Annotated in this window: 17 protein-coding genes; 7 read left to right on the top strand and 10 right to left on the bottom strand. The window is 71.7% G+C overall.

All coding sequences use genetic code 11. The annotated features are described in order from the left end of the window. Positions 1 to 147: 147 nt before the first annotated feature. A complete protein-coding gene (locus C4V41_RS23505; RefSeq protein ID WP_103958085.1) occupies positions 148 to 1,014 on the top strand; it encodes an MEDS domain-containing protein in 867 nt (288 codons plus the stop codon). Then, positions 1,007 to 1,765, top strand: coding sequence for an ATP-binding protein (locus C4V41_RS23510; protein ID WP_103958086.1), 759 nt, complete (start codon positions 1,007 to 1,009; stop codon positions 1,763 to 1,765). The genes C4V41_RS23505 and C4V41_RS23510 overlap by 8 nt, the downstream gene beginning before the upstream one ends. Here the strand turns inward: C4V41_RS23510 and C4V41_RS23515 are convergent. Continuing rightward, entirely contained in the window at positions 1,740 to 4,013 is a 2,274-nt protein-coding gene (locus C4V41_RS23515; protein WP_160150367.1) for a beta-galactosidase, read from the bottom strand. The genes C4V41_RS23510 and C4V41_RS23515 overlap by 26 nt on opposite strands. Positions 4,014 to 4,091: 78 nt before the next feature. On the opposite strand from C4V41_RS23515, the gene C4V41_RS23520 reads away from it, so the two are divergent. Next, positions 4,092 to 5,360, top strand: coding sequence for a cryptochrome/photolyase family protein (locus C4V41_RS23520; RefSeq protein ID WP_103958370.1), 1,269 nt, complete (start codon positions 4,092 to 4,094; stop codon positions 5,358 to 5,360). On the opposite strand, the gene C4V41_RS23525 is transcribed toward C4V41_RS23520, so the two are convergent. The 5 genes from C4V41_RS23525 to C4V41_RS23545 form a co-directional block, all read right to left on the bottom strand. Continuing rightward, positions 5,343 to 5,984 (bottom strand): Dps family protein, encoded by a 642-nt coding sequence (locus tag C4V41_RS23525; protein WP_103958088.1) that lies wholly within the window; start codon positions 5,982 to 5,984, stop codon positions 5,343 to 5,345. The two genes, C4V41_RS23520 and C4V41_RS23525, sit on opposite strands and share 18 nt — an antisense overlap. A gap of 111 nt (positions 5,985 to 6,095) precedes the next feature. Further along, positions 6,096 to 7,481: a S28 family serine protease gene (locus tag C4V41_RS23530; protein WP_235030337.1), complete on the bottom strand. Its 1,386-nt coding sequence runs from the start codon at positions 7,479 to 7,481 to the stop codon at positions 6,096 to 6,098. A gap of 118 nt (positions 7,482 to 7,599) precedes the next feature. Beyond that, positions 7,600 to 8,283, bottom strand: coding sequence for a nucleoside/nucleotide kinase family protein (locus C4V41_RS23535; protein ID WP_235030338.1), 684 nt, complete (start codon positions 8,281 to 8,283; stop codon positions 7,600 to 7,602). Between the two features lie 97 nt (positions 8,284 to 8,380). Continuing rightward, on the bottom strand, positions 8,381 to 9,823 hold the full coding sequence (locus C4V41_RS23540) for an RICIN domain-containing protein (protein WP_103958372.1): 1,443 nt from the start codon (positions 9,821 to 9,823) through the stop codon (positions 8,381 to 8,383). 19 nt (positions 9,824 to 9,842) lie between these two features. Continuing rightward, a complete protein-coding gene (locus C4V41_RS23545) occupies positions 9,843 to 11,270 on the bottom strand; it encodes a pectinesterase family protein (protein WP_200824165.1) in 1,428 nt (475 codons plus the stop codon). A 240-nt stretch (positions 11,271 to 11,510) separates the two neighbouring features. Here C4V41_RS23545 and C4V41_RS23550 point away from each other — a divergent pair, with 240 nt between their 5' ends. Beyond that, positions 11,511 to 13,865 carry a DUF6493 family protein gene (locus C4V41_RS23550; RefSeq protein WP_103958090.1) on the top strand — a complete coding sequence of 785 codons (2,355 nt, stop codon included), beginning with the start codon at positions 11,511 to 11,513 and terminating at the stop codon, positions 13,863 to 13,865. Positions 13,866 to 13,966: 101 nt separating this feature from the next. Here the strand turns inward: C4V41_RS23550 and C4V41_RS65360 are convergent, their stop codons facing one another. The 3 genes from C4V41_RS65360 to C4V41_RS23565 all read right to left on the bottom strand — a co-directional run bounded on the left by C4V41_RS65360 (position 13,967) and on the right by C4V41_RS23565 (position 18,183). Then, positions 13,967 to 14,800, bottom strand: coding sequence for a calcium-binding protein (locus tag C4V41_RS65360; RefSeq protein ID WP_103958091.1), 834 nt, complete (start codon positions 14,798 to 14,800; stop codon positions 13,967 to 13,969). Positions 14,801 to 14,962: 162 nt separating this feature from the next. Further along, the gene (locus tag C4V41_RS23560) at positions 14,963 to 16,027 is read right to left on the bottom strand and encodes a glycosyltransferase family 4 protein (RefSeq protein ID WP_235030339.1); all 1,065 of its coding nucleotides are present in this window, start codon (positions 16,025 to 16,027) and stop codon (positions 14,963 to 14,965) included. After that, positions 16,024 to 18,183: an amylo-alpha-1,6-glucosidase gene (locus tag C4V41_RS23565; protein WP_103958375.1), complete on the bottom strand. Its 2,160-nt coding sequence runs from the start codon at positions 18,181 to 18,183 to the stop codon at positions 16,024 to 16,026. The genes C4V41_RS23560 and C4V41_RS23565 overlap by 4 nt, the downstream gene beginning before the upstream one ends. 135 nt (positions 18,184 to 18,318) lie before the next feature. Between C4V41_RS23565 and C4V41_RS61970 the strand changes: the two genes are divergently transcribed. From C4V41_RS61970 to C4V41_RS23575, 3 genes are read left to right on the top strand one after another with little or no spacing between them, the layout of a single operon-like run. Further along, entirely contained in the window at positions 18,319 to 18,486 is a 168-nt protein-coding gene (locus C4V41_RS61970; RefSeq protein ID WP_160150368.1) for a hypothetical protein, read from the top strand. Positions 18,487 to 18,528: 42 nt separating this feature from the next. Further along, positions 18,529 to 19,308 carry an SDR family oxidoreductase gene (locus C4V41_RS23570; RefSeq protein ID WP_200824166.1) on the top strand — a complete coding sequence of 260 codons (780 nt, stop codon included), beginning with the start codon at positions 18,529 to 18,531 and terminating at the stop codon, positions 19,306 to 19,308. Further along, on the top strand, positions 19,309 to 20,346 hold the full coding sequence (locus C4V41_RS23575) for an alcohol dehydrogenase catalytic domain-containing protein (protein WP_200824167.1): 1,038 nt from the start codon (positions 19,309 to 19,311) through the stop codon (positions 20,344 to 20,346). A gap of 5 nt (positions 20,347 to 20,351) precedes the next feature. On the opposite strand, the gene C4V41_RS23580 is transcribed toward C4V41_RS23575, so the two are convergent. Beyond that, positions 20,352 to 22,082 carry a S1 family peptidase gene (locus C4V41_RS23580; RefSeq protein ID WP_146103753.1) on the bottom strand — a complete coding sequence of 577 codons (1,731 nt, stop codon included), beginning with the start codon at positions 22,080 to 22,082 and terminating at the stop codon, positions 20,352 to 20,354. Between the last annotated feature and the right edge of the window lies 1 nt (position 22,083).

The following is a 22,083-nucleotide window of genomic DNA, read 5'->3' on the forward strand; positions in this document are numbered from 1 at the left end:
AAAACTCTGACGCGCATCTTTTGCCGCGCCGGGGGAAGCAAGACAGGCCCCAAGGGTCGGAACCCGCGTTCCGGCCGCTTGATCACTATTGTGAGGTCCGCGGTACTGCGGGCTCCGGGAGGTGACCGCTTTCGAAAGGTGGCGTGAGTGACGGTCGGCGCTGAAACGCAGATCACGGATCTGACCATCGAAGATCACGCTTGTCTGACGTACGGCGAGCCGGAGGAGCTGCTCGACCTCACCGCGGCATTCGTACGTGACGGCCTGGCAGCGGGGCAGCAGGTCGTCTGGCTGGCAGAGGAGCCGCAGCGGAGGCTGGCCGAGCTGGGACGGCGTGGCATCGTCGCCCGCGAGGCCGCCGCGGCGGGACGGATGATCATCATGACGTGCCAGGAGGGGCTGCTCGAAGGGCAGGCGTTCGCGGTGGATCGCGCGATGCACTGGTTTCGCGACCGGCTGGCGCGCTCGGCGGGCGAGGGCTATCCCGCGCTGCGAGTGGCGCTCGACATGAGCTGGGCATTACAGCCGGTGAGCGGCATCGAGCAGTTGCCCGCGTTCGAGGAGGAGATGGCCGCCACGCTGGCGGGCACGAACGCCGCGGTCCTGTGCCAGTACGACCGCGCGCGCTTCGACCCGGTCACCCTGGCCTCGATCTCGGGCTACCACACCCGTTCCGTCGCCGCGGCCACCTATCACCACGACCCGCTGCTGCGGATCTGCCGTCAGTACGCACCGCCGGGGATCAGGCTGGCCGGGCACCTGGACCGGTCCGCCGAGAGCGCGCTCGGGCTCGCATTGAGCGAAGCCATCCGCCTCGAAGGCGACATCAGCGTTAACATGGCGGAACTGTCGTTCATCGACCTGTATTGCGCTCGCATGATCATTGATGCCGCCCGAAGCCTGTCCTCCACTCGCAAGGCCGTCCTGCACTGCGGCCCCTCCATCAGCTCGCGATTCCTCCTGCTGGGCGCCTCAGACGTGCCCGGCACCAGACTGGTGATCACCGATGGATGACCGGCGGCCGTCGGCGCCGTGCCGGGAGACCCAACGCTCCCCCGGCGCTCCGGCCATCCTCGACCAACTCTTCGACCGCAATTCCCTGTACGCGCTGCGGGCCGCGCTGGAAGCACACGCGGCCAGGGCGGGCCTGCCCGAGGGCCGCACCGCCGACCTGGTGCTCATCGTGCACGAGCTGGCCACCAACGTCGTCCTGCACGGCTCGGGCACGGGCCGGATGGTCATGCGGGCCGAGAACGGCGTGCTGTACTGCCACGTCACCGACCCGGGCATCACCACCACCCGGTCCGAGACCCCGGCCTGGCCGTACGAGCCCGGCCACGGCCTGTGGATCGCCCGCTCGCTCAGCGACCGCTACGCCGCCGGCCAGAGCCCCGCCGGCACCACCGTCAGCGTGGGCTTCCTCCTCCCGCTCCCCGGCCGCCCGCCCTTCCAGCTCACGCGGCACGACCAGAACGGCCACACCACCCTGCGGCTGGCCGGTCACCTCGACTACGACACGGCCGCCGACGTCACGGCGGCCGTGCGCACCACGTTCGACGGCGACAAGGACCGCCGGCTCGTCCTTGACTTACACGGCATGACGTTCTGGGACTCCAACGGCATCGCCGCCATCGTCGTCGCCCAGCAGCACGTCAACGCCACCCCGGGCGCGTTCATGGCGCTGGCCGGCCTCTCCGGCGAGTTCCGGCACCGCCTTGAGGCCCTCAGCATCGTCACCCTCAGCTACGACGATCCGGCGGAGTGACCGGCACGGTCCGGTGGTCGATCACCGTCGCCGAGACGATGTGCGCGCTCAGCCCCTTCCGCTGCTCCTCCGCTCTTTCCGGCAGCCGGACCAGCGTGTCCGCGTCGAGGGGATAAATCAGGACTTCCACCTCGACGGTCGGCGCACCGACGGCCGGGGTGAGGTCGATGTCCCAGGGCGCGCCGTCCCAGAACAGATCCTCGGTACGGTCTCCGATCCTCGCGACGGCGACGTCGCCGACCAGGTCGAGGCGGAGCAGCACCCGCTCACCCGCCAGCCCGCCGGTGGGCACGGTGATCGTGTAGCGGGCCGCGCAGGCGGCGAGCGTGTCCGCGTCCGGAGCGGAGGCCCGGCCCGGGACGGTGATCGGCCGCGCGGGAGGCGGCGTGGCCTCGGCCGTGCGCACGACCTTCACCGGGACGGGCTCGCGCGGCCCGTCGAGGTCGTACCGCTCGAAGGCGTCGCCGTCGAACAGCTCGGCGGTGGCGGGACCGGCACAGATCGCGGCCAGTCCCCCGTCCTCCGTCTCCACGATGCCGGCCTCGGAGAGCACGAGCCGCCCGCCCGGCGTCCAGGCGCGCCGGGCGTCGGCCGCGTCGAGGACCAGCAGCCGCAGCCGCGCCCCGTCCGGCGTCTCGACCGTGAGGGGTTTCCGCGCGCCCGGCAGGTCCTCCAGGACGACCTCGCCGTCCCGCTCCAGCACCGGATGCCCGCTCACCCGGGACCCGGCCGGCAGCGACAGGTGTCCGGGCACCCCGTCGGCCTTCGCCAGCACCAGCACCGGGTCGGCGCCCTCCAGCAGGGTCAGGATCTGCATGGTGGCCCAGTTGACGGTGACGCCGCGCACGCCGAGGCGGACCGGCCAGCACACGAACGTGCCGGTGGGCAGGTCCACCGGCCGGTGCGGGAACACCACGCGGGCCTCGTCGAGCGTGACGTCGAAGCGCACGCCCGGGTGGGCGGGCAGCGGGTCGTGCGGCTGGTGGGTGTTGACGAAGACGAACCCGGCGCGCCCGTCGGAGCGCAGGGACCAGCGCAGCGTCTCCCGGTCGTGCACGTCGAGGGCCCCGGGGATGGTGGCGTTCATGCCCGCCAGCCGGTCCCCGAACGCCGCCAGGAAGGCGTGCTGGTTACGCAGCAGGTGGAAGCTGTCGCGGGTCTGCAGGTGGGCGCCGATCGGGGCGTGGAAGTCGTAGTTGTACTCCGGCAGGTCGTTGGGGTAGCCGGTGGCGTGGGATTCCTGCAGGCCGGGGCGGGGGTTGGTGCCGCCCGCGTACATGTAGTAGCCCTGCCAGGCCGAGCCGCTGCCGAGCTTGCACAGGGCCACGGCGGCGATGTCGGCCCCCGACGGCCACGGGCGGCGGTGGTAGGCGGTGGCCATGCCGCCGCCCAGCTCGCAGGTGGCCGCCGGGAAGTCGGGGTGCTTGGCCCCGGGGATCCCCGTGCTCTTGTCGCCGGCCAGGTCCTTGCCGATGCCGGGGTCGTCCCACTGGTGGGAGAAGTGGAAGTGGGTGCGGAAGGAGTCGTGCCAGCCGTCGGCGGTGTCGACCCAGAAGCCGTCGGCGTAGCCGCCGTACAGGGGGAAGACCTCACCGACCGGGATGTCGGCGCTGCCCCAGGCGGTGGCCGTCCACAGCGGGGCGTGCAGGCCGGACTCGCGGGCGAGGCCCTTCAGGGTGACGAGGTGGTCGCGCTGGTCGTAGAGCTCGTTCTCCAGTTGGATGCCGATGATCGGCCCGCCGGGGCCGCACAGCCCGCCCAGCTCCCGTCCCAAGGACCCGAACCAGCGCCGCACCTTCGCCAGGTAGGCGGGGTCGTCGCGGCGGGCCGGCTCCACCCAGTCGGGCAGGCCGCCGTTGCGCACCTCGCCGTGACACCACGGCCCGACCCGGACGATCACCTCCAGGCCGGTGTCGCGGCAGAGCCGCACGAACGCGGCCACGTCGAGATCGCCGTCGAACAGCGGCTCCCGGTCCTGGTGCTCCTGGTGGTGGATCCAGAACACGTACGTGGACACGACGCTGATCCCGCCCGCCCTCATCAGCCGCAGCGCCTCCCGCCAGCGGCTCCGGGACAGGCGGCTGTAGTGCAGCTCGCCCGTCACCGGAATCCACCGGCGGCCGTCGCGCCACAGGGAGCGGCTGGTCAGGGCGAGACCGGGCCGCCGGTCCGCGGCGTCGGCCATGGCGGGACGGGTCTCGGGCAGGTCCCAGGGGACGTGCCGCACGGCGTGGGTGATCGGGGACATTCGACCATCTTCCACCAGGGTGACGCGCCGGGCGCACGGCCTCCCCCCACCGGCCCGCCGGCGGGCGAGAATGGGCCGATGACCACGGCGATCGTGCTGTTCAACCGGGACCTGCGGGTCCACGACCATCCGGCGCTGAGCGCCGCCTGCGAGCAGGCCGATCACGTGGTGCCGCTGTTCGTGCTGGATCCGGCCGTTCCGTCCGGCGCTCGGGCCGGGTTCCTGGCCGAGTGCCTGGCCGATCTGCGCGGCTCGCTCCGTGAGCGTGGCGGCGATCTGGTCGTACGGCAAGGTGACGTCGTGCGCGAGACGATGAAGGTGGCGGCAGAGACGGGGGCGGAGACGATCTGCGCCGGCGCCGACGTCAGCTCGCTGGCCCGGCGGCGCGAGGAGCGCTTCGAGAAGGAGCGGATCGCGTTCCGGCGCTTTCCCGGCGTCACGGTCGTGCCCCCTGACGCGCTGCGCCCTTCGGGCGGGGGCGATCACTACCGGGTGTTCACGCCCTACTGGCGGGCGTGGACCCGCCACGGGCGGCGCCCGGTGCTGCCGCCGCCGGACCGGATCTCGTTGCCTTCAGGGCTGGCGGCGGGGCGGCTGCCGGATCACGAGCGCCGTGGCGGGCCGCGCGGGGGTGAGACGGCGGCGCGGGAGCGGGCCAAGTTGTGGCTGCGGCGGGAGCTCGACGGGTACGGCGACGGGCACGACGACCTGGCCGGTGACCGTACCTCGCGGCTGAGCCCGTACCTGCGGTTCGGCTGTCTGTCGCCGCTGGAGCTGGCCGGGCGGGCGGCGCGCGGCGCGGACTTCGTGCGGCAGTTGTGCTGGCGGGACTTCCACCACCAGGTGACGTACGCGTTCCCGGAGATCAACCGCGAGAACTACCGCCGCCGGGAGCGGCACTGGCGGCACGACCGGCACGCGCTGGACGCCTGGCGGGCCGGCATGACCGGGCTGCCCATCGTGGACGCCGGGATGCGGCAGTTGCTCGCCGAGGGCTGGATGCACAACAGGGCCCGCCTGATCGTGGCGTCCTACCTGGTCAGGTGTCTCGGCCTCGACTGGCGCGACGGCGCCGGGCACTTCTTCCACCACCTGCTCGACGGCGACGTCGCGAACAACTCCGGCAACTGGCAGTGGGTGGCCGGCACCGGCAACGACACCCGGCCGAACCGCGCCTTCAACCCGCTCCGCCAGGCCAGACGGTACGACCCGGCGGGCGAGTACGTGCGGCGGTACGTGCCGGAGCTGGCGGACGTGCCCGACGGCCACGTGCACGAGCCCTGGCGGCTGCCCGCGCTGCCCGCCGGCTATCCGGCCCGGCTGGACGAGTCACTTGGCGGTGCGTGACCTGCGTGGCTTCGTGTGCCCGTTGCCCGACACGTCGATGAGCGGGGTGTCGACGAGGTGCTCGACCAGGAACCAGACCTGGAGCTCCCCCGTCCGGATGACGTCGGAGACCAGCAGGTCGTTGGTGCCGTCGTCGCCCAGCTCGTCGGCCCGCGCGGCGGCCTCGTGGGCGCCGATGAGCACCGTCTCGTGCGCCTCGATGAGCCGGGACAACATCGCCGGAACCTCCTCCGCGCCGTTGGGCGGGCGCGGGACCGAGGTGATCTCGGCGACGTGCCGGGGGTCGCCGACCGCGATGCCGCCCAGCGTCTGGACCCGCTCGGCCAGCTCGTCCACCAGCTTGAGCTGCTCGTCCGCGTGCTTGTCCAGCAGCAGGTGCAGCTGGTAGAAGGTCGGGCCGCGCATCAGCCAGTGGTGCTTCTTGTACAGGGCGTAGAGGATCTGGGTATCAGCCAGAATCTGGTTCAGCCGGCCGCAGGAGTAGTTCCTGGCCTCGTCGGACAGACCGAGCGGCCACGTCCGTACGGTGCCGTACTCCTGGATCTCGCTGCCGTCCACGTGCAGCCACGGTTGGCTGCTCGACTTCTTCGACACTCTTGCGCTGCCCTTTGCGGCCACGGTCATCTCCTGGTGCGATGCATGGGGACATTCCGACCACGGACCTGCCCCCGCACCGGCCGGCCGAGCCCCGCGTCCGGTAAAGAAAAGCCCTGGCCACGGCCAGGGCTTTCCTGGTCAGCGGGTGCGGCGGTCGGGCAGCATGTCGTCGAGCGGCAGAGGCGCGGCCGCCGGCATCCGCCTGGCCGGCGACACCTCCGCCCAGCGGCGCAGCGTGTCGGTGGCCGCCGCGCGGTCCGCCGGCGACAGGCGGGCGATGCTGGCGCCGTGGTTGGAGCCGGGCGCGACGTAGAGAGCGGAGTCGCGCCCGCTCGGGGTGAACCGCTCGGCGCTCCACGGGTCGTTCTCGCCGTAGACGAACAACATCCGCTCCGACCTCGTACGGACCCAGTGGTCCACGTCGAGCATCGGCCACGGGTCGTGCCGGGAGCGCAGCTCGGCCGGGAGCAGGCCGTTGGGCTGGTAGAGGCCGGGGTAGCGGGTCAGCCCGCGCAGGTGCCGGAACTTCAGGGCGGGCCAGCCGAGCTGGGTGGCGGCCTGGTAGTAGTACGGCAGGTAGTAGTCGAGGCCCTGGTCGGTGTAGAAGCCGAAGAAGGCGACGTTGTCGATCCAGGCGTACAGTTCGGCGTCCGTGGCGGTCACCGGCGGCACCGAGGCGCAGTCGGCCACGGTCAGGTACTGCCAGAACGCCCACGCCGTGTCGAGGATCGTCATCTCGAACGAGCGGTCCGCGGTGCCGAGCGTCCTGGTGAAGGTGTATCCGTTGGCCGCGGCGTCCCGCTCCAGCAGCGCCACCATCCGGTCGCGCCGCTTGAGCGCCTCACGCTGCACGTTCTCCAGCGCCGTACGGCAGGAGGCGTCGCCGACCCGGGCGAAGAACCGGTCGTACGTGCGGTCTTCGGGGTTGACCGGGTCGTTCGGCGCGACGTAGGCCACCACGCCGTCCACGTCGCCGGGGTAGAAGCGCCGGTGGTAGACCGACGTCATGCCGCCCTTGCTGGCGCCCGTCTGGATCCACTTGCCGGCGTAGATGGTCTTGAGCGCCTGGACGATGCGGTGCTCGTCGGTGGCCTCCTGCCAGATGGTCAGGTCGTCCCAGTCGGCCGGGGCGGGGCGCGAGGAACGGAAGAAGCGGTGCTCGACGGAGACCTGGTTGCCGTCGATGAGCTGGGTCGCCTCCGTGCGCGACGGGCCGGGGTTGACCGGGAGCCCGTAGCCGCCGGTGAAGAGGACGACGGGCGAGTCGGCCGAGCGGTGCAGCAGGGTGAGCCGCTGCTGGAAGGTGCCCCGCCGCGGCCTCCGGTGGTCGACCGGCTGGGTGTAGGTCAGGTTGAAGAACCGGTAGCCGGTGGGCTGGGTCTCCGACACCACGGTGAGCCCGGGGATGGCCGTGAGCTTGGCCAGCAGCTCGTCCTGTTTCGCCTGGGCCGGAACGGTGTTGAGGGTGAGGGCCGTCGCGACGGCCATCGAGGCCGCCAGCGCGGCCAGGATCCGGGATCGCACGGTTTGCGTCTCCTTGGAAGGGGGGTGTATCGCCCGACGCTATACCGATCATTCGCGGCCGAACAGCTTGCCCGTGGGAAGGCGGCCACGTACGTGCGGGAGCAGACGAGCTCGCGCCCTACCCGGAGCGGCCGGCCCCGCGCGACCACGTGGCCGCGTGACCGTCCGTCAGGTCCAGGGCGTCGATGTCGACCAGGAGGTCGGCCTGGTCGCGGGTGGCGCGGATGAGGGCGGCGTTGGGCTCGTCGACCTCGGCGACCCAGCGGACGGCCTGGTCGCGGGTCTTGCCGAACCGGACGTGCCGCCTGGTGAGGCGGTCGAGGCGGACGTCGTCGTCGACCTCGGCGTACCAGACCTCGGTCATCGCCGCGCGCACCCGCCGCCACACGTCGTCGTCGGCGAGCAGGTAGTTGCCCTCGCTGACCACGACCCGGGTGCCGGGCGGGACCGCGATGGCGCCCGCGATCGGCTGCTCGATCTCGCGGTCGAAGGACGGGGCGTAGACGACGTTGCCGGTCTCGGCGCGCAGGCGGCGCAGCAGCGCCAGGTAGCCGTGGGCGTCGAAGGTGTCCATGGCGCCCTTGCGGCCCAGCCGGCCGAGGGCTTCGAGGGCGACGTCGGCCAGGTGGAAGCCGTCCATCGGCACCCAGACGGCCGGTAGCCCGGCGGCGGCGAGCCCCTCCACCAGCCGGCCGGCGAGCGTCGACTTGCCCGCGCCCGGGCAGCCCGCGATGCCGATCACCACCCGGTCGCCACCCGCGGCCAGGCCACGGACGCGCTCGATCAGCCGCGCACCGCTCACGGTCGTCCTCCCCGAGGTCATCACATTCGTGTCATACGGTCGCACACCTCAGGGAACGCGGGGGGTAAGGCCGCCCCGGAGGACGGCCTTACCTGGATCAGGTGCCGATGTTGGCCTGCGGCCCCGCGTACGTCCTGAGCAGGGACGGCACGTTGGCGGCCGGGTCGAGGGTGTAGGAGTAGAACGAGCCCGGCGTGAAGGCAGAGCCGCCGGTCTCCTGCTGCCCGCTGCAACCGGCGCAGACGCTGCCGCTCTGCCGGAGCTGGGCGGCGTCGTCGCGGTAGTAGGGGTCCTTGACGTTCTGGTAGTAGCTGTTCTCGATGACCATCTTCGTGGCGCCGCGCGAGTAGTTGCCGTAGCCGGTGACGTTCTGCAGGTAGTTGTTGTACAGGTGGGCGTAGGCCACGTTGTCGGTGCTCGGATTGCGGGAGTTGTTGTCGCGGATCCAGTTGTGGTGGATCGTCATGCGGGAGGTGACGTTCTCGGTCCAGCCGATGCCGAACGCCTTGTTGTTCTCCGCCAGGACGTTCCAGGACACGGTGAGGTAGCTGGTGTCCTTGCGGCTGTCGATCAGGCCGTCGTTCATGCGCATGATCGCGTTGTGGTCGATCCAGATGTGGTGGGCGGTGTCCATCTGGATGCCGTCGTAGTCGTAGGCGTCGTCGCCCGGGTCGTCGTCGGCCATGCGGGTGTCGCGGATGGTCAGGTTGCGGATGATGACGTTGCTGACGCCCGCGGCGAGGAAGAAGCCGCCGTTGACGATGTGGCCCCGCGTGCCGACGCCGACGATGGTCTTGTTGGAGGCGACCCTGATCTCGGTGCCGTACGGGGAGACGGTGATGGCGCCGTCGACCCTGATGACGTAGGGCGTGGTGGCGGTGGCGTACCTGACGAGGTCGGCGTAGGTGGTGACGGTGACCGTGGGGCCGGCCGCGCCGCCGGTGGTGGTGCTCTGGCCGCTGCCGCTGGTGGCGGCGAAGCCGTCGGCGGTGTTGGGCCAGGTCCTGTCGCCGCCGCCCGGCCCGCCGAACAGCCACTGCTTGTTGGTGTTGGCGCTGCAGGTCTCCTGGATGACCGCCGCGCCGGCCGTGGTGGAGGCGCCCTCGTCGCTCATGCACAGCCCGCTGGCCACGCTGACGACCTGGTAGGTCCCGCTGCCGGAGGCCACGAACCGCCAGTGCTGGTTGGCCTTGGTGCCGTCACCGCAACCCCACTGCTGCAGCCGCAGGCCCGAGGTGGTCGCGCCGTTCGGCACGTCGAGGCACCGGCCGCTGTTCACGTTGCGGATCGTGTAGATCCCCGACCCGGCCGACACGACGCCGAACTGCTGCCAGGCCGACCCGGAACAGCCCCATTGCTGCAGTTGGGCGCCGTTGTCCTGGGAGCCGCCCACGACGTCCAGGCACATGCCGCTCTTGGTCACTTTGAGCTGGTAGACGCCGCCCGCCACGGGGGTGTCCGCCTGGGCGGGCGCGGACACCAGCCCGAGCGCGGCCAGGACGGCGGCGGTGATGATGAGAAAGACGTTCGGGACACGCATGGTCATCCTCCGGAAGGGGTCAGCCAACGGGATTCCAGCCGTCGGCCCCGGCGAGATAGCGCTGCGAGGTGTGGTTCGCGGCCTGGGAGTCGGACATCTGCGGGCGGTTGGCGTTCGTGCCGGCGCCCGAGCCGGTGTTCCGGTATTCGAAGAAGCGGGCGTTCTTCCACGAGTTCGAGGACATGTCGGTCCACGGCTGGGAGGTCTTGATCACGTTGCTCAGCGTGGACTCGCGGTAGAGCACCTGGGCGTCCGGGCGCCAGGGCCGGCCCAGGGTGGTGGTCCCGGCCGAGGCGGCGCCGCCGATCCTGGACCGGTAGAACAGGAAGCCGTACGTCTTCGCCGCGGCCGTGCTCGCGGCCGTGATCGGGCCGCCGGTGCTGCGCTTCTCGTAGATGTCGCAGTTGTCGAAGACGATGGTGCCGCCGCCGAAGATGAAGTCGACGGTGCCCTCGACGTAGGAGTTCGAGACGTACGCCCGCGTCGAGTCGTTGACCAGGAACGTGTCCTGGTCGCCGAGCAGCCGCACGTTGGTCAGCCGGGCCCGGTCGGCATTCAGGTTGAGCGCGACCGCCTGGTGGCCGGTGAGGTTCGGGTCCTCGTTGAAGTCGTTGGAGATCGTCAGGTTGGTGGCGGCGAAGTCGTGGCCGTCGACGAACGCGGTGGCGCTGCCGGAGGTCCCGTACGCGCCCGCGTGATGGTTGTTAACGATAACAGTCTGGGCCGCCGACGATCCGAGCCCCTGCAGCGTGACATAGGGCTTGTTCGAGGGCACCCGCACGATCTCCCGGTACGTCCCGGGCGCGATGGTGATCGTGACCCGGCTCGCGTTCCCGGCCGGCACGGCGTCCACGGCGGCCTGGACGGTCCGGTACGTGCCGCTGCCGTCCGCCGCCACCGTCGGCCTGGCGCCCGACGACGCGGACGAGAACAACCACTGCTTGTTGGTGTTGGCGGTGCAGGTCTCCTGGATGATCGCGGCCCCGGAGGCGGTCGAGGCGCCCTCGTCGCTCATGCACAGCCCGGTGGCGGCACTGACGACCTGGTAGGTCCCGCTGCCGGAGGCCACGAACCGCCAGTGCTGGTTGGCCTTGGTGCCGTCACCGCAACCCCACTGCTGTAACCGCAGGCCCGACGTGGCGGCACCGTTGGGCACGTCGAGACATCGGCCGCTGTTGACGTTGCGGATCGTGTAGATCCCGGCCCCGGCGGAGACGACCGTGAACTGCTGCCAGGCCGACCCCGAACAGCCCCATTGCTGCAACTGGGCGCCGTTGTCCTGGGAGCCGGCCACCACGTCCAGGCACATACCGCTTTTCGTCACTTTGAGCTGGTAGACGCCGCCCGCCACGGGCGCGTCCAGCGCCCGCGCGGCGTGTGCGGGCGCCGCCGGAACGGTCGCCATCGCCGCGAGCAGGACGGAGCCTGCGAGCTTGCGCACGAACATGTCGCGCTCTCCTTCCTCGTAGCCACTGAGAAAGGGGCACGCGACGAGATATGTCAACCCATGAAACTAAATAGGCGGGAAACCCTGAGGTCACGGATGAAACTTTCACGCGAGGGCTCCGCCCCCGGTCGGCCTCTTACCGCGAAAATTTCGAGATTACCGGCATCGTGCCTGCTCAGCGGCCTTTCGGGCGATCTCACACCGTTGACGGCGCGGTCGTGCTCGCGCAACGTTTCGTGCATGCGGCACCTCGTGGCGGCCGATCTGTCGGTGGGCCGCCCTACTGTCCCGATCATGACCAGCGCCTGGAACAGGGTTCGCGACGCCATCGACGCCGGGGCCTTCCACTCCGTCGCGAACCTGTTGATCGGATATGACGACATCCAACGCCGCGAGGTGGCGCGGGAGTTGCCCGGTCATCTGCGGGGCTCGACGGCGGGCGAGCGGTGGATCGAGTCGATGCGGGTGGCCGGAGCGGGCGCCCTCGCGGGCAGCGCGGCCGTGGCGGCCTGGCTCAACCGGCGTGAGCTGATCCTGCCCCTGGCGGACGACATTCCGCCCATCCTGCGGGTCGTCGCGGTGAGACCGCCCGCGTGGCAGGAGGATCTCGCCGTGCGGATGGCGCTGCGCCTGCGGGGCGCGCGGTTCTGGGGAGAGGATCGGCGGGTGCGGCTCGCGCTGGCGCTGCTGCGCGAGACCGGGGCCGAGCCGCCCGAGCACGACCCGCTCACGCTCGCCTGGATCGCCTCCGCCGGCGGTGATCTCGCCGCCGATCCGCTGCTGGACGTCATGGTGCCGAGGCTGTTCGAGGCCGAAGGGGTGGGCGGGACGCTGCGGAACGACCGCCGTCTGCCCGACGCCCTCGTCACGCTGGCCGCCGACGGCCGGATCAAGCGCGCCACCCTGCTCGACGGCTGCCGCACCCGGTTCCTGCGCGGCGGTCAGGCCGCCGACCTGCGCTTCTTCGTACGCCTGCACGACCTGCTCGACCCGGCCCCCGAAGAGGCCGCGCCGCATGCCGGCGACTACGTGGCGCTGCTGTCCCATGCCCCGGCCGACGTCGCCGGGCTGGCGCTGCGGCAACTGCGCCGGATGAAGGTCACCCCTCCGGCGGAGGCGATCGAGGGCCTGCTCTACCGGAGCGAGGGCAAGCTCGTACGGGCCGGTCTGTCCCTGCTCGACCGCGTCCTCAAAGGGCCGGATGGTGACCACGACGCCTACGCGCCCGCGCTGGCCGCCGCGCTGCTGTGCGAGTCGGGCGACGCCGATACGCGGGCCGCGAAGCTGGTGCGCGCACATGCCGGACGCTTCGGCCCGGCGGCGATCGAGACGATCAAGGACACCCTGGCGCTGCTGCCCTCCGGCGACGTGGCGCTCGACGAGGAAGAGCCGGCCCCGTTCGTCCCGGTGCCGCTGCCCCCGGTGCCCCGGGCGGCCCGGATGACGCCGCCGCCCGGCAACGCCTGGCGGCTGGCCAGGAGCGAGCCGGCCGAAGACGACTGGGCGGGGTCCGAGCGCTGGCTGGACGGTTTCGTCCGGCTGATGGCGGACGGCCGGGCCGAGCTCACCGCCGAGCTGGCCCCGCTGGCCGCTCGATACGACGACCGGTCGCCGTGGTGGCGCGTCGCCGACTGGGCCGCCGCCATGGCCAAGGAGCTGCGCGAGCCGGGCACGACACCCTCCCGGCGTCTCCCGGACGTGCTGGGAAGTTCCCTGTGGAAGGCCATGCGGCTGGGCCGCTTCGCCGAGGTCCACCAGGCGCAGGTGGCGGGCCGGTTGCCGCCGTACCTGCTGGCCATGCCCAGCCGTGACAACGGCCTGCTGGAGGCCGGGGAGCTGGTCGAACGGCTGGAGGGCTATGAGCGCGACGGCGTGACCGCCCTGCCGCTGGACCTGCGGCAGGCGCTGCTGCGGCTGTCCCGCACCGTCACGCCGGAGGTGACGGCCCGGGCGGCGCGGCTGACCGGGGAGGCGGGGCGCACGGTCCACAGGTGGCTCACCGACCGGGAGGTGGAGCCGCCGGCCGTCCCGGACGCGCACGACGAGTCGTTCGAGCACCTCCTGACCGTGTTCGCCGGGAACCGTGAGCTGGCGGCCGCGCGCTGGGCCCCGGCGCACGGGCCATCCTGGCGCGATCTCCAGCTCCTGACCCTGGCCCACGGCCCCGGCGGGCCCGGGGTGGCGCTGGTGCTGGCGTACGCGCTGGTCGAGGGCGACGGCGTGCGGCCGCTGCTGTTCGTGGCCGCCGCCGGCGATCTGCCGGGCGCCGAGCTGGGCAGGCGACTGGCCGCCCTGCTCAGGGACGGCCGGGGCGGCGCGGGCCCGGCCGTCACCGCGCTCAGGGCGGCGGCCGAGCAGGGCGCGCACCGGGAGGTGTGGCAGGTGCTGACCGGCCTGCTGCCCGCCTACCTGCCCGGCCCCGGCGAGCGGGCGACGAGCGCGCACACCCGGGTGGTGGGCCTCGCGGCCGAGATCGCCGAGTGGGCGGACGCCCGGGGCGAACTGCCGGTGGTGGCCGAGCTGGCGGACCGTCCGGGCACATCCGAGCTGGTCCGCCAGGCCCGGCGCCTGCACGCCCGGCTCAGCGCCGGCTGACCGGCGCGGGCGGTGACAGGCGGCGTGATGGCGTCGCCGGTCGGGTGAGCTACGCGTCAGAGCCTCAGCTTGAGCTCGCAGAGGGTCTCCGCGTCAGAGCCTCAGTTGAGCTCGCAGAGGGTCTCCGAGTCGCCGGCGTCCGAGCGGCAGATGTCGCTGCCCGCCCCGCCGTTGAGCGTGTCGTTGCCCCCCACGCCGTCCACGGCGCTCAGGTCGTCGGCGCCGCCCAGGCCGTTCAGGACGTCGGAGCCCTGTCCCGCCCTGATCTCGTTCGGCCGCCCGTTCCCCGTGACGGTGTCCGAGCCGGACCCGGCGAACACGTTCTCCACGTCCGCCCGCATGTTGTCGCCCTCGCCCGTGCTGGCCCCGTCGTTGGCCACGTCGTTCAGCGTGATCGTCAGGCCGGCGCCCCGGTTGTTGTAGGCGGCCACGTCCACGCCGGGACCGCCGGAGAAGTCGTCGGCGCCGTCGGCCACGAGGTCGGCGTTGAAGATGTCGTTGCCCCCGTTCCCGAACAGGATGTCGTTGCCCACCCCGGGGAAGAACTGGTCGGTGCCGCCGCCGCCCTTGAGGGTGTCGACGCCCGCGTCGCCGTGCATGTGGGTGCTGACCGAGGTGTTGTTGAGGACGTTGTCGTTGAGGTCGCCGGCGAACACCCGTACGAGGAAGATGCCGTTGCACTCCACCGAGTTGGGGGTGAGCTGGACGCAGCCGCCGCCGCTGATGCGGACGATGTCCGCGCTGTCGCTGATCACCACCGCGCCGAAGGGAGTGGCGTCGATGGTGATGTTGTTCGCCTTGCCCGGCGCCGCCGACACATTGAGGTTGCCCAGCGTCGCACTGACGAGTGTGTCCGCGTGGGACGGCAGCGCGAAGGCCGCCTGCAGTCCCGCCATGGTCACGACCAGCCCGGCGATGGTCACGAGCTTTCGCATTGCTGTACGCCTTTCCTGGAGCCCGTTCGAGACTCCAGTACGGCAGCCCGCCCACGTCACCAGAACGTAAAAGGCCGCAGTGCGCCTGTGCCGCCCGGCATTGCGATCAGTCGCCGGACAACAATCCGTCCAGCCCTCGGCGTACGGGTCACTGCAGGAAAATCAGTCGAGCGCGTGATCCCCCGGCGCCGCGAGAACCCGCCGGTACACCTCCTCGTACGCCGCCGCCATCGTCTCCAGGCTGAAGTGCCGCTCGACGTGCTCCCGGCAGGCGGCCGGATCGAGCCGTCCGGCGGCCTCGATCGCGGCGGGCAGCTCCGCCGCCGTCTCGACGACGAAACCCGTGCGGCCGTCCACGACGATCTCCGGCACCGCGCCCCGGCCGAGCGCGACGACGGGCGTTCCGCAGGCCATCGCCTCGATCATGACCATGCCGAACGGCTCCTCCCATTGGATGGGGAAGACGAGGCAGCGGGCGGCGGCGAGCAGTTCGCGCTTGAGCGCGGCGTCGGCCTCGCCGACGTACGTGGCCTCGGAGCCGAGCCTGGGCCGGACGTACTCCTCGAAGCAGGCGTGTTCCGGCGGCTCGGACAGCTTGCCGGCCAGCATGATGTGGCGGCCGGCGTCACGGGCGGCGTCGATGGCCAGGTGGGGGCCCTTGTCGGGGCTGAACCTGCCGAGCCAGAGCACCCAGTCCTCCTTGTCCTCGCGGAAGGGGAAGGTGCCGACGTTCAGCGCGTTGTGGACGGTGGCGACCCAGTTCAGGTCGGGCGCCCGGTTCCGCTGCGCGTCCGAGATCGCCACCAGGGAGATGCCCTCGCCCAGCTCGCGGTAGCAGGCGCCGAGCTCGCCGTGCGAGGCGGCGTGGCAGGTGACGACGGTCGGCGCGCCGCGCCCCGCCGCCGTCAGCGGACCGGCCAGCGAGTGGTCGTGCACGATGTCGGCGTCCAGGTCGGCGAGCAGGTTCAGGGAGCGGGCGGCGTGCAGGAGGTCCGGCAGCGGGTCGCCGATCCGGCCGGAGGGCGGGTTCGGGTAGGTGCACAGGAACTTCGCCGGCAACGTCGTACGGCCCGCGCCGATCAGCGTCACCTCGTGTCCCAGCTCGGCCAGCCCGCTGACCAGGCAGGCGACCATCTCCTCGATGCCGCCGTAGCCCCGGGGCGGGACGTCCAGCCAGGGCGGCGCGATCATGGCGATGTGCAGCGGCCGGCCGCTCGCGGGGATCACGACGCCGCCAGTCCGTCGGTACGGTCGCTGACCCCGCTGCACGGCGGGCGCGGTTCGGTATGCAACTCGATCCCCTCCGGCAGGCACGACACCACGGGTGTCCGGCCGTCGTCGCGGACGCGGACGCTCACCCGGCCACCCGCTATGGGCAGATTGTCGATCTCCAGGTCGCCGAACCCGGGCGGCAGGGCCGGGACGAGCCAGAGCTTCCCGTACGGCACCCAGGGATCCAGCCGCAGCAGCGTGCGCATCAGGTGGATGGGCGCGGCGGCCGCCCACGCCTGCGGCGAGCAGGAGGTCGGATACGGGATGGGCTGCGCGAACTCGCTCCGGTCGAAGCCGCAGAACAGCTCGGGCAGCCGCCCGCAGAACGCCCGCCCGGCGTCCAGCAGCGCGGTCGCGACCCGCTGGGACTCCTCGACGAAGCCGTACCTCATCAGCCCGGCGGCCACGATGGCGTTGTCGTGCGGCCACACCGAGCCGTTGTGGTAGCTCATCGGGTTGTACGCCCCCATCGACGAGGCCAGCGTGCGCACCCCGAACCCGGTGAACATCTCCGGCGACATCAGGCACGCCGCCACCTGGTCCGCCCTGTCCTCCTCGATGATGCCGCTCCACAGGCAGTGGCCCATGTTGGAGCCGAGACCGTCGATCGGCCGGCCCTCACCGTCCAGGCCCATGGCGTAGTAGCCGTGCTCGGGCAGCCAGAAACGTTCGTTGAACGCCTGTCTCAGCTCGTGGGCCCGATGGACGCAGCGCCGCTCGGTCTCGTCGTCCTCCCGCTCGTGGGCCAGGTGGGCGCGGGCGAGGTAGGCGGCGTAGGCGTACCCCTGGGCCTCGGCCAGGGCGATGGGGGCGCGGGCGATGGTGCCGTCGCGGAAGGTGACGCCGTCGTGGGAGTCCTTCCAGCCCTGGTTGGCCAGGCCGCGGTCGGTCTTGCGCCGGTACCACAGGAAGCCGTCGTGGCCGCCGTACTCGTCGATCCAGTTCAGCGCGGCGTCGGCGTGCGGCAGCAGCTCCTCGACGGCCTTGGCGTGCAGGCCCCATTGGCGCAGCTCGCCGAGGAGCATGACGAACAGCGGGGTCGCGTCGACCGAGCCGTAGTAGGCCTCGCGGCGGTACGGGGAGTCGCCCTGGATGCCGAAGCGCACCTCGTGCATGATCTTGCCCGGCTCCTCCTCGGAGAGGGGATCGACCTTGACGCCCTGCAGCCGGGCGAGCCGGAACAGCGTGCCGAGCGCCAGCGACTGGTCGAGGGGCAGCGCCATCCAGGAGGTCAGCAGGGAGTCGCGGCCGAACAGCGTCATGAACCAGGGCGCGCCGGCCGCGATGGCCGGGGGCTCGTCCGGATGGCCGGGGTCGAAGAGCCGCAGGCTGCCCAGGTCCTCGCGGGAGCGGCGCATGATCTCCACGAGGCCGGGGTTCGAGCTGCGCACCTCCGGGCTGTCGCGGGTCCACGCGGCCAGGCGGCGGGCGGGCCCGGCGTGCTCGACGGAGTGGTCGGCGGGGAACCAGGCGGCGCTCTCCACGCCCTCGATGATCGGGTTGACCACGAGCGTCGTACGCCATTCGTCACGCGGCGGGATCACCAGCGAGAAGCAGAGCAGCCCCGGCGTGGCCTCCACGGGCGTCCCCGGCGGCTCGACCTGGACCCTGGCGCCCCGGGCCCGGCAGGCCGAGAACACCTCCAGCCCCGACTCGCACGGCCGGATCTCCACGTCGGCGGCCGGATGGACCCGCTCGCCCTTCACCTCGAACAGGTCGGCCAGATCGGCCGCCACGTGCACGGCCACCACGCAGCCGACCGGTTCCTGCGACATGTTGCGCAGCAGCAGGTCCTCGCGCAGGCCGCCGCCCACGTAGCGATCCCGTACGACCAGCAGCGTGCTCTCCGCCGCGCCGGGCCGCGGCCGGCCCCTGCCCACGAACGTGGCCTGGTACGGGGCGGTCGAGATCGTCTGCACCGGCTCCACCGGATGACCGTCCACCCGCAGCACCCACCGCGACAGCAGCCGGGTGTCGGCGTGGTAGACGCCGAGCGCGCCGCCGGGCACGATGTCGCCGTCGCGGCGGGACAGGCAGAACGAGCCGCCTTCCACCAGCGTGACCGTGTCCCCCAGCGCCTCCGGTTGCCCCTCGAACGTCCAGTCGCTCATGACCGCCCCCTTGCTGCTCCCCATCCCCTACATGCCCCTCGTCCGGACACAAAACGTATAACGCTCATAACGGACCGTGTATGGTGGCCGCTCCTGCCGCGGTGGACTACAACTGGTGGTGAGGAGGGGGACGCCATGCCCGTCGTCATCGGAGTCGCATCCGCCGTCGTGGTCATCGTGCTGGTCGGCACCCTCGCGAGCGCGGTGGGGAATCTGGGCGAGGTCGAGATCGCCGTCGTCGTGCTGCTCGGGCTGATCGCCGGGGTCATGGCGGGCGTCTGGGAGGTCCGCCGCAAGCGGTGATCGCGGTATGTTCGTCCAGGTACTTCGTTTGGAAGAGGTGACGTGCTGCCCGCGAATCCGGCGTTCGATCTCACCGGCAGGCTGGCCCTGGTCACCGGCTCGGGGCGGGGCATCGGTCATGCCATCGCGCGCGGCTACGCGCTCGCGGGCGCCCGTGTCCTCCTGAACGGCCGCGACGCGGATCGCTTGGAGGCCGCCGCGACGGCCCTCCGCGCCGAGCTCCAGGGCGCCCAGGTGCGGGCCGTCCCCTTCGACGTCACCGACGCCGTGGCGGTCGAGGAGGCGTGCGAGGCGATCGTCGCGGACCACGGCTGTCCGGACATCCTCGTCAACAACGCCGGCATCCAGATCCGCGGCCCGCTCACCGAGCTGCCGATCGACGACTGGAGACAGGTGGTCGACACCAACCTGACCAGCGGGTTCGTGGTCGGTCGCACGTTCGCCCGGCACATGCTGCGGCGGGGCAGCGGGAAGATCGTCAACGTCTGTTCGGTCATGAACCATCTCGTACGCGCCTCCGTCGCCCCCTACGCCGCCGCCAAGAGCGGCCTCGGCGGGCTCACCCGGGTGATGTGCGCCGAGTGGGCGCCCCACGGCATCCAGGTCAACGGCCTGGCCCCCGGCTACATCGAGACCGACCTCAACGCCGCCCTGGTGGCCGACCCCGACTTCACCCGCTGGATCACCGGGCGCACGCCCGCCGGCCGATGGGGCCGCGTCGAGGATCTCGTGGGGCCGGCCGTCTGGCTCGCCTCCTCCGCGGCCGACTTCGTCAACGGTCAAGTGATCTACGTTGACGGCGGCATGACGGCGGTGATCTGAGTGCGCGTCCAAGCCCTCGTCGTCGCCGGGCCCGGCGACATGGCGGTCGAAACCCGGCAGGCCGGGAGCCCCTCGTCCGGCGAGGCCGTGGTTCAGGTCGTCTATGGCGGGATCTGCGGCTCCGACCTGCACTACTGGCGGGACGGGCGGGTGGGCGAGTCGGTTCTGCGCTCACCCATGGTGCTGGGTCATGAGGTGGTCGGCGTCGTCGCCGAGCAGGCCGCCGACGGTTCGGGGCCGCCGGTGGGCGCCCGGGTCGCCGTGCATCCGGCGCGGGTGTGCGGTCACTGCGCGTACTGCCTGCGGGGCGAGCAGAACCTCTGCGCGGACCTGCGCTATCTGGGGAGCGCCGCCCGGACGCCGCACACCGACGGTGGGTTCGCCGAGCGGCTCGTCGTCCCCGCGCACCGTCTCGTCCCGATCCCCGAGGGGCTCGACCTGAGGACGGCCGCGCTCGCCGAGCCCGCCTCGATCGCGCTGCACGGTCTGCGGCGTGTGCGCCAGATCGGCCGCCGCGTCGAGGGCGCCGACGTGCTCGTCGTCGGCGCCGGCCCGATCGGGCTGCTCAGCACCGCCCTCGCCCGCATCGCCGGAGCGGCCACGGTCACGGCGACCGACCTGTTCGACGAGCCCCTGCGGCTGGCATTGGAGGTGGGGGCGACACACGTCGTCCGGGCGGATGGAGACATGCCCGCCACCGACATCGCCATCGAGTCCTCCGGCTCGGCCGCCGGGACGGCCACCGCGCTCACGGCGCTGCGCCACGGCGGCACCCTCGTCAGCGTGGGGCACCTGCCGCCCGACGGCGTCACCGCGCCGCTGCACCTCGCGGTCACCAGGGAGCTGACCCTGGCCGGGTCGAGCCGCTTCTACCACGAGATGCCGGAGGCCTTGTCGATCATGAACGACGAGCCCGGCCGGTTCTCGCCGATCATCACGTCCGTCTTCGGGCTCGACGCCGCGTCGTCGGCCTTCCGCCAGGTGGCCGACGCCCGGGGCTCCAGCAAGGTCCTCCTGTCGTTCGCTCCGGAGGATTGACAGGCTCACGCGTGCGGCGGCTGGTCGCCGAGGCGGCGCTGGAGGTCGGCGATCTGCTGCTGCAGGTCGGCCACCTGGGGCGCGTTGCCGTCCGGCGAGGGCGAGAACTGCCCGTAACGGACGGCCCGGGTCTGCTCCGGACTGGGGTTGGGGTGGCCGTTGTGCGCGTAAGGGGCGGCGTAGCCGTTCTGGCCGTACACCGGGGGTGAGGCTTGGCCCACCGGGAGTCGCTGCCACGCGGGCGGCGGCACCGCGCCGTGCGCGTACCGGCCGCCGGGCTGGGGCGCGGCGAACGGCGAGTCCGGACGGGAACGCCGCCGCCGGCGCCTGCGCAGCACCTTGGCCAGGACGAAGAGGATCACGAGAGCGACCAGCACCCCGGCCCCGGCCAGCACCCACACCCAGACCGAGCTCGGCGACTCGTCCTTGCCCGCCGAGATCGCCTGCTGGGAGTCGCTGATGAACTTGGCGACGTACGGGTGGTTCGGGAACAGCGCCTGCACCTCGCGGAACTTCGGCAGCGCGACCGCGTAGTGGTGCCGGAAGTAGTCGTTGAGCGCCTCGTTGTACCGGGTGGTCGTGACGGCCTGCGCGGGCTTGATGTTCTTCTCGCCCAGCTTCTCCTTCACGATGCTCACCGGCAGCACGAAGCTCTCGCTCTCCGAGGCCTCACCGCCCTCGCTCACCGTGCCGGCGATCAGCATGCCGACGACCTTGCCGTCCTTGCCGAACACCGGCCCGCCGGAGTTGCCGTGGTAGGAGGGCGCCTGGGTCTGGATGTACGGGACGCCGGTCTGGGTGGTGCGCTTGGCGTTGTACGGCCCCTCGGTCAGCGCCGGCTCCAGCTTCGACTCCAGGCTGAAGAACGGCGTGTTCGTGACCAGGCCGGGGAAGCCGCTGATGTAGAGCGTGTCACCGGTACGCACGTCGCCGTCGTCCCCCAGCGGCACCGTCGGCAGGTTCTGCTGCCCGTTGACCTTGAGCAGCGCGAAGTCCTTGCCCGGATAGCTCTCGCCCACCGACACCAGCTCGGCCGGAACCGGTTTGGCCGTCTTGTCCACGCCACCGCCCGGCAGGCTCTGCACCACGGACAGGCTCTGCCGCAGGTTGCGGATCTGCATGTGTGCGCTGTTGAACGTGACGTAGATCTGCTGGGCCAGCTTGACGATCTCCTCGTCGGCCTCGATGCCCCGCAGACCGCTGATGATCTCCTTGGCGTCCTGCTCGTTGAACTTGGCCAGCGCCTGCCGCGCGAACAACTTGCTGAGCTCGCTCTCCCCAACCTGGACGCAGTGCGCCCCGGTGACCATGTACCCGTCAGGGGTGACCCACCAGCCGGTGCACAGGCCGCCGACCTGGGCCTCGACCTTGCGCTCCGGGGTGGTCGTGGTGAGGTAGGTGTCCACGTCGGCGGCGATCCGCTGGAACAGCCACTTGGCGATGCTGCGCTCGTCCGAGGAGATCCTGCCCTCCGTCACGGCGACGGTGGCCTGCTCGACGAGCTGGTTGAAGGTGGCCTGGTTGATCGTGCTCGTCGGTACGGCGACCGTACCGGTGTAGGTCAGGCTGGTCAGCTGGACCGCGGGCTGGCTGCGCGCGGCCAGCCACGTGCCGACGGGCACCTCGGGCCGCTCATCGGGCGCGGCCGCCGCCGGTGCCGCGGGCAGCGCGACCGCCATGACGGTGGCCGCTGCCGCGGCGCTCTTGTACAACCTTTTTCTGAAATTACCGCTCACA

The sequence above is a fragment of the Nonomuraea solani genome (assembly GCF_900108335.1).
Taxonomy (GTDB): Bacteria; Actinomycetota; Actinomycetes; order Streptosporangiales; family Streptosporangiaceae; genus Nonomuraea; species Nonomuraea solani.

Bases quoted from the DNA above. Each gene is read 5' to 3' on its own strand.
- C4V41_RS23510 (WP_103958086.1), top strand. From the start codon at position 1,007: ATGGATGACCGGCGGCCGTCGGCGCCGTGCCGGGAGACCCAACGCTCC.
- C4V41_RS23515 (WP_160150367.1), bottom strand. From the start codon at position 4,013: ATGTCCCCGATCACCCACGCCGTGCGGCACGTCCCCTGGGACCTGCCC.
- C4V41_RS23520 (WP_103958370.1), top strand. From the start codon at position 4,092: ATGACCACGGCGATCGTGCTGTTCAACCGGGACCTGCGGGTCCACGAC.
- C4V41_RS23525 (WP_103958088.1), bottom strand. From the start codon at position 5,984: ATGACCGTGGCCGCAAAGGGCAGCGCAAGAGTGTCGAAGAAGTCGAGC.
- C4V41_RS23540 (WP_103958372.1), bottom strand. From the start codon at position 9,823: ATGCGTGTCCCGAACGTCTTTCTCATCATCACCGCCGCCGTCCTGGCC.
- C4V41_RS23545 (WP_200824165.1), bottom strand. From the start codon at position 11,270: ATGTTCGTGCGCAAGCTCGCAGGCTCCGTCCTGCTCGCGGCGATGGCG.
- C4V41_RS23550 (WP_103958090.1), top strand. From the start codon at position 11,511: ATGCGGCACCTCGTGGCGGCCGATCTGTCGGTGGGCCGCCCTACTGTC.
- C4V41_RS65360 (WP_103958091.1), bottom strand. From the start codon at position 14,800: ATGCGAAAGCTCGTGACCATCGCCGGGCTGGTCGTGACCATGGCGGGA.
- C4V41_RS23565 (WP_103958375.1), bottom strand. From the start codon at position 18,183: ATGAGCGACTGGACGTTCGAGGGGCAACCGGAGGCGCTGGGGGACACG.
- C4V41_RS61970 (WP_160150368.1), top strand. From the start codon at position 18,319: ATGCCCGTCGTCATCGGAGTCGCATCCGCCGTCGTGGTCATCGTGCTG.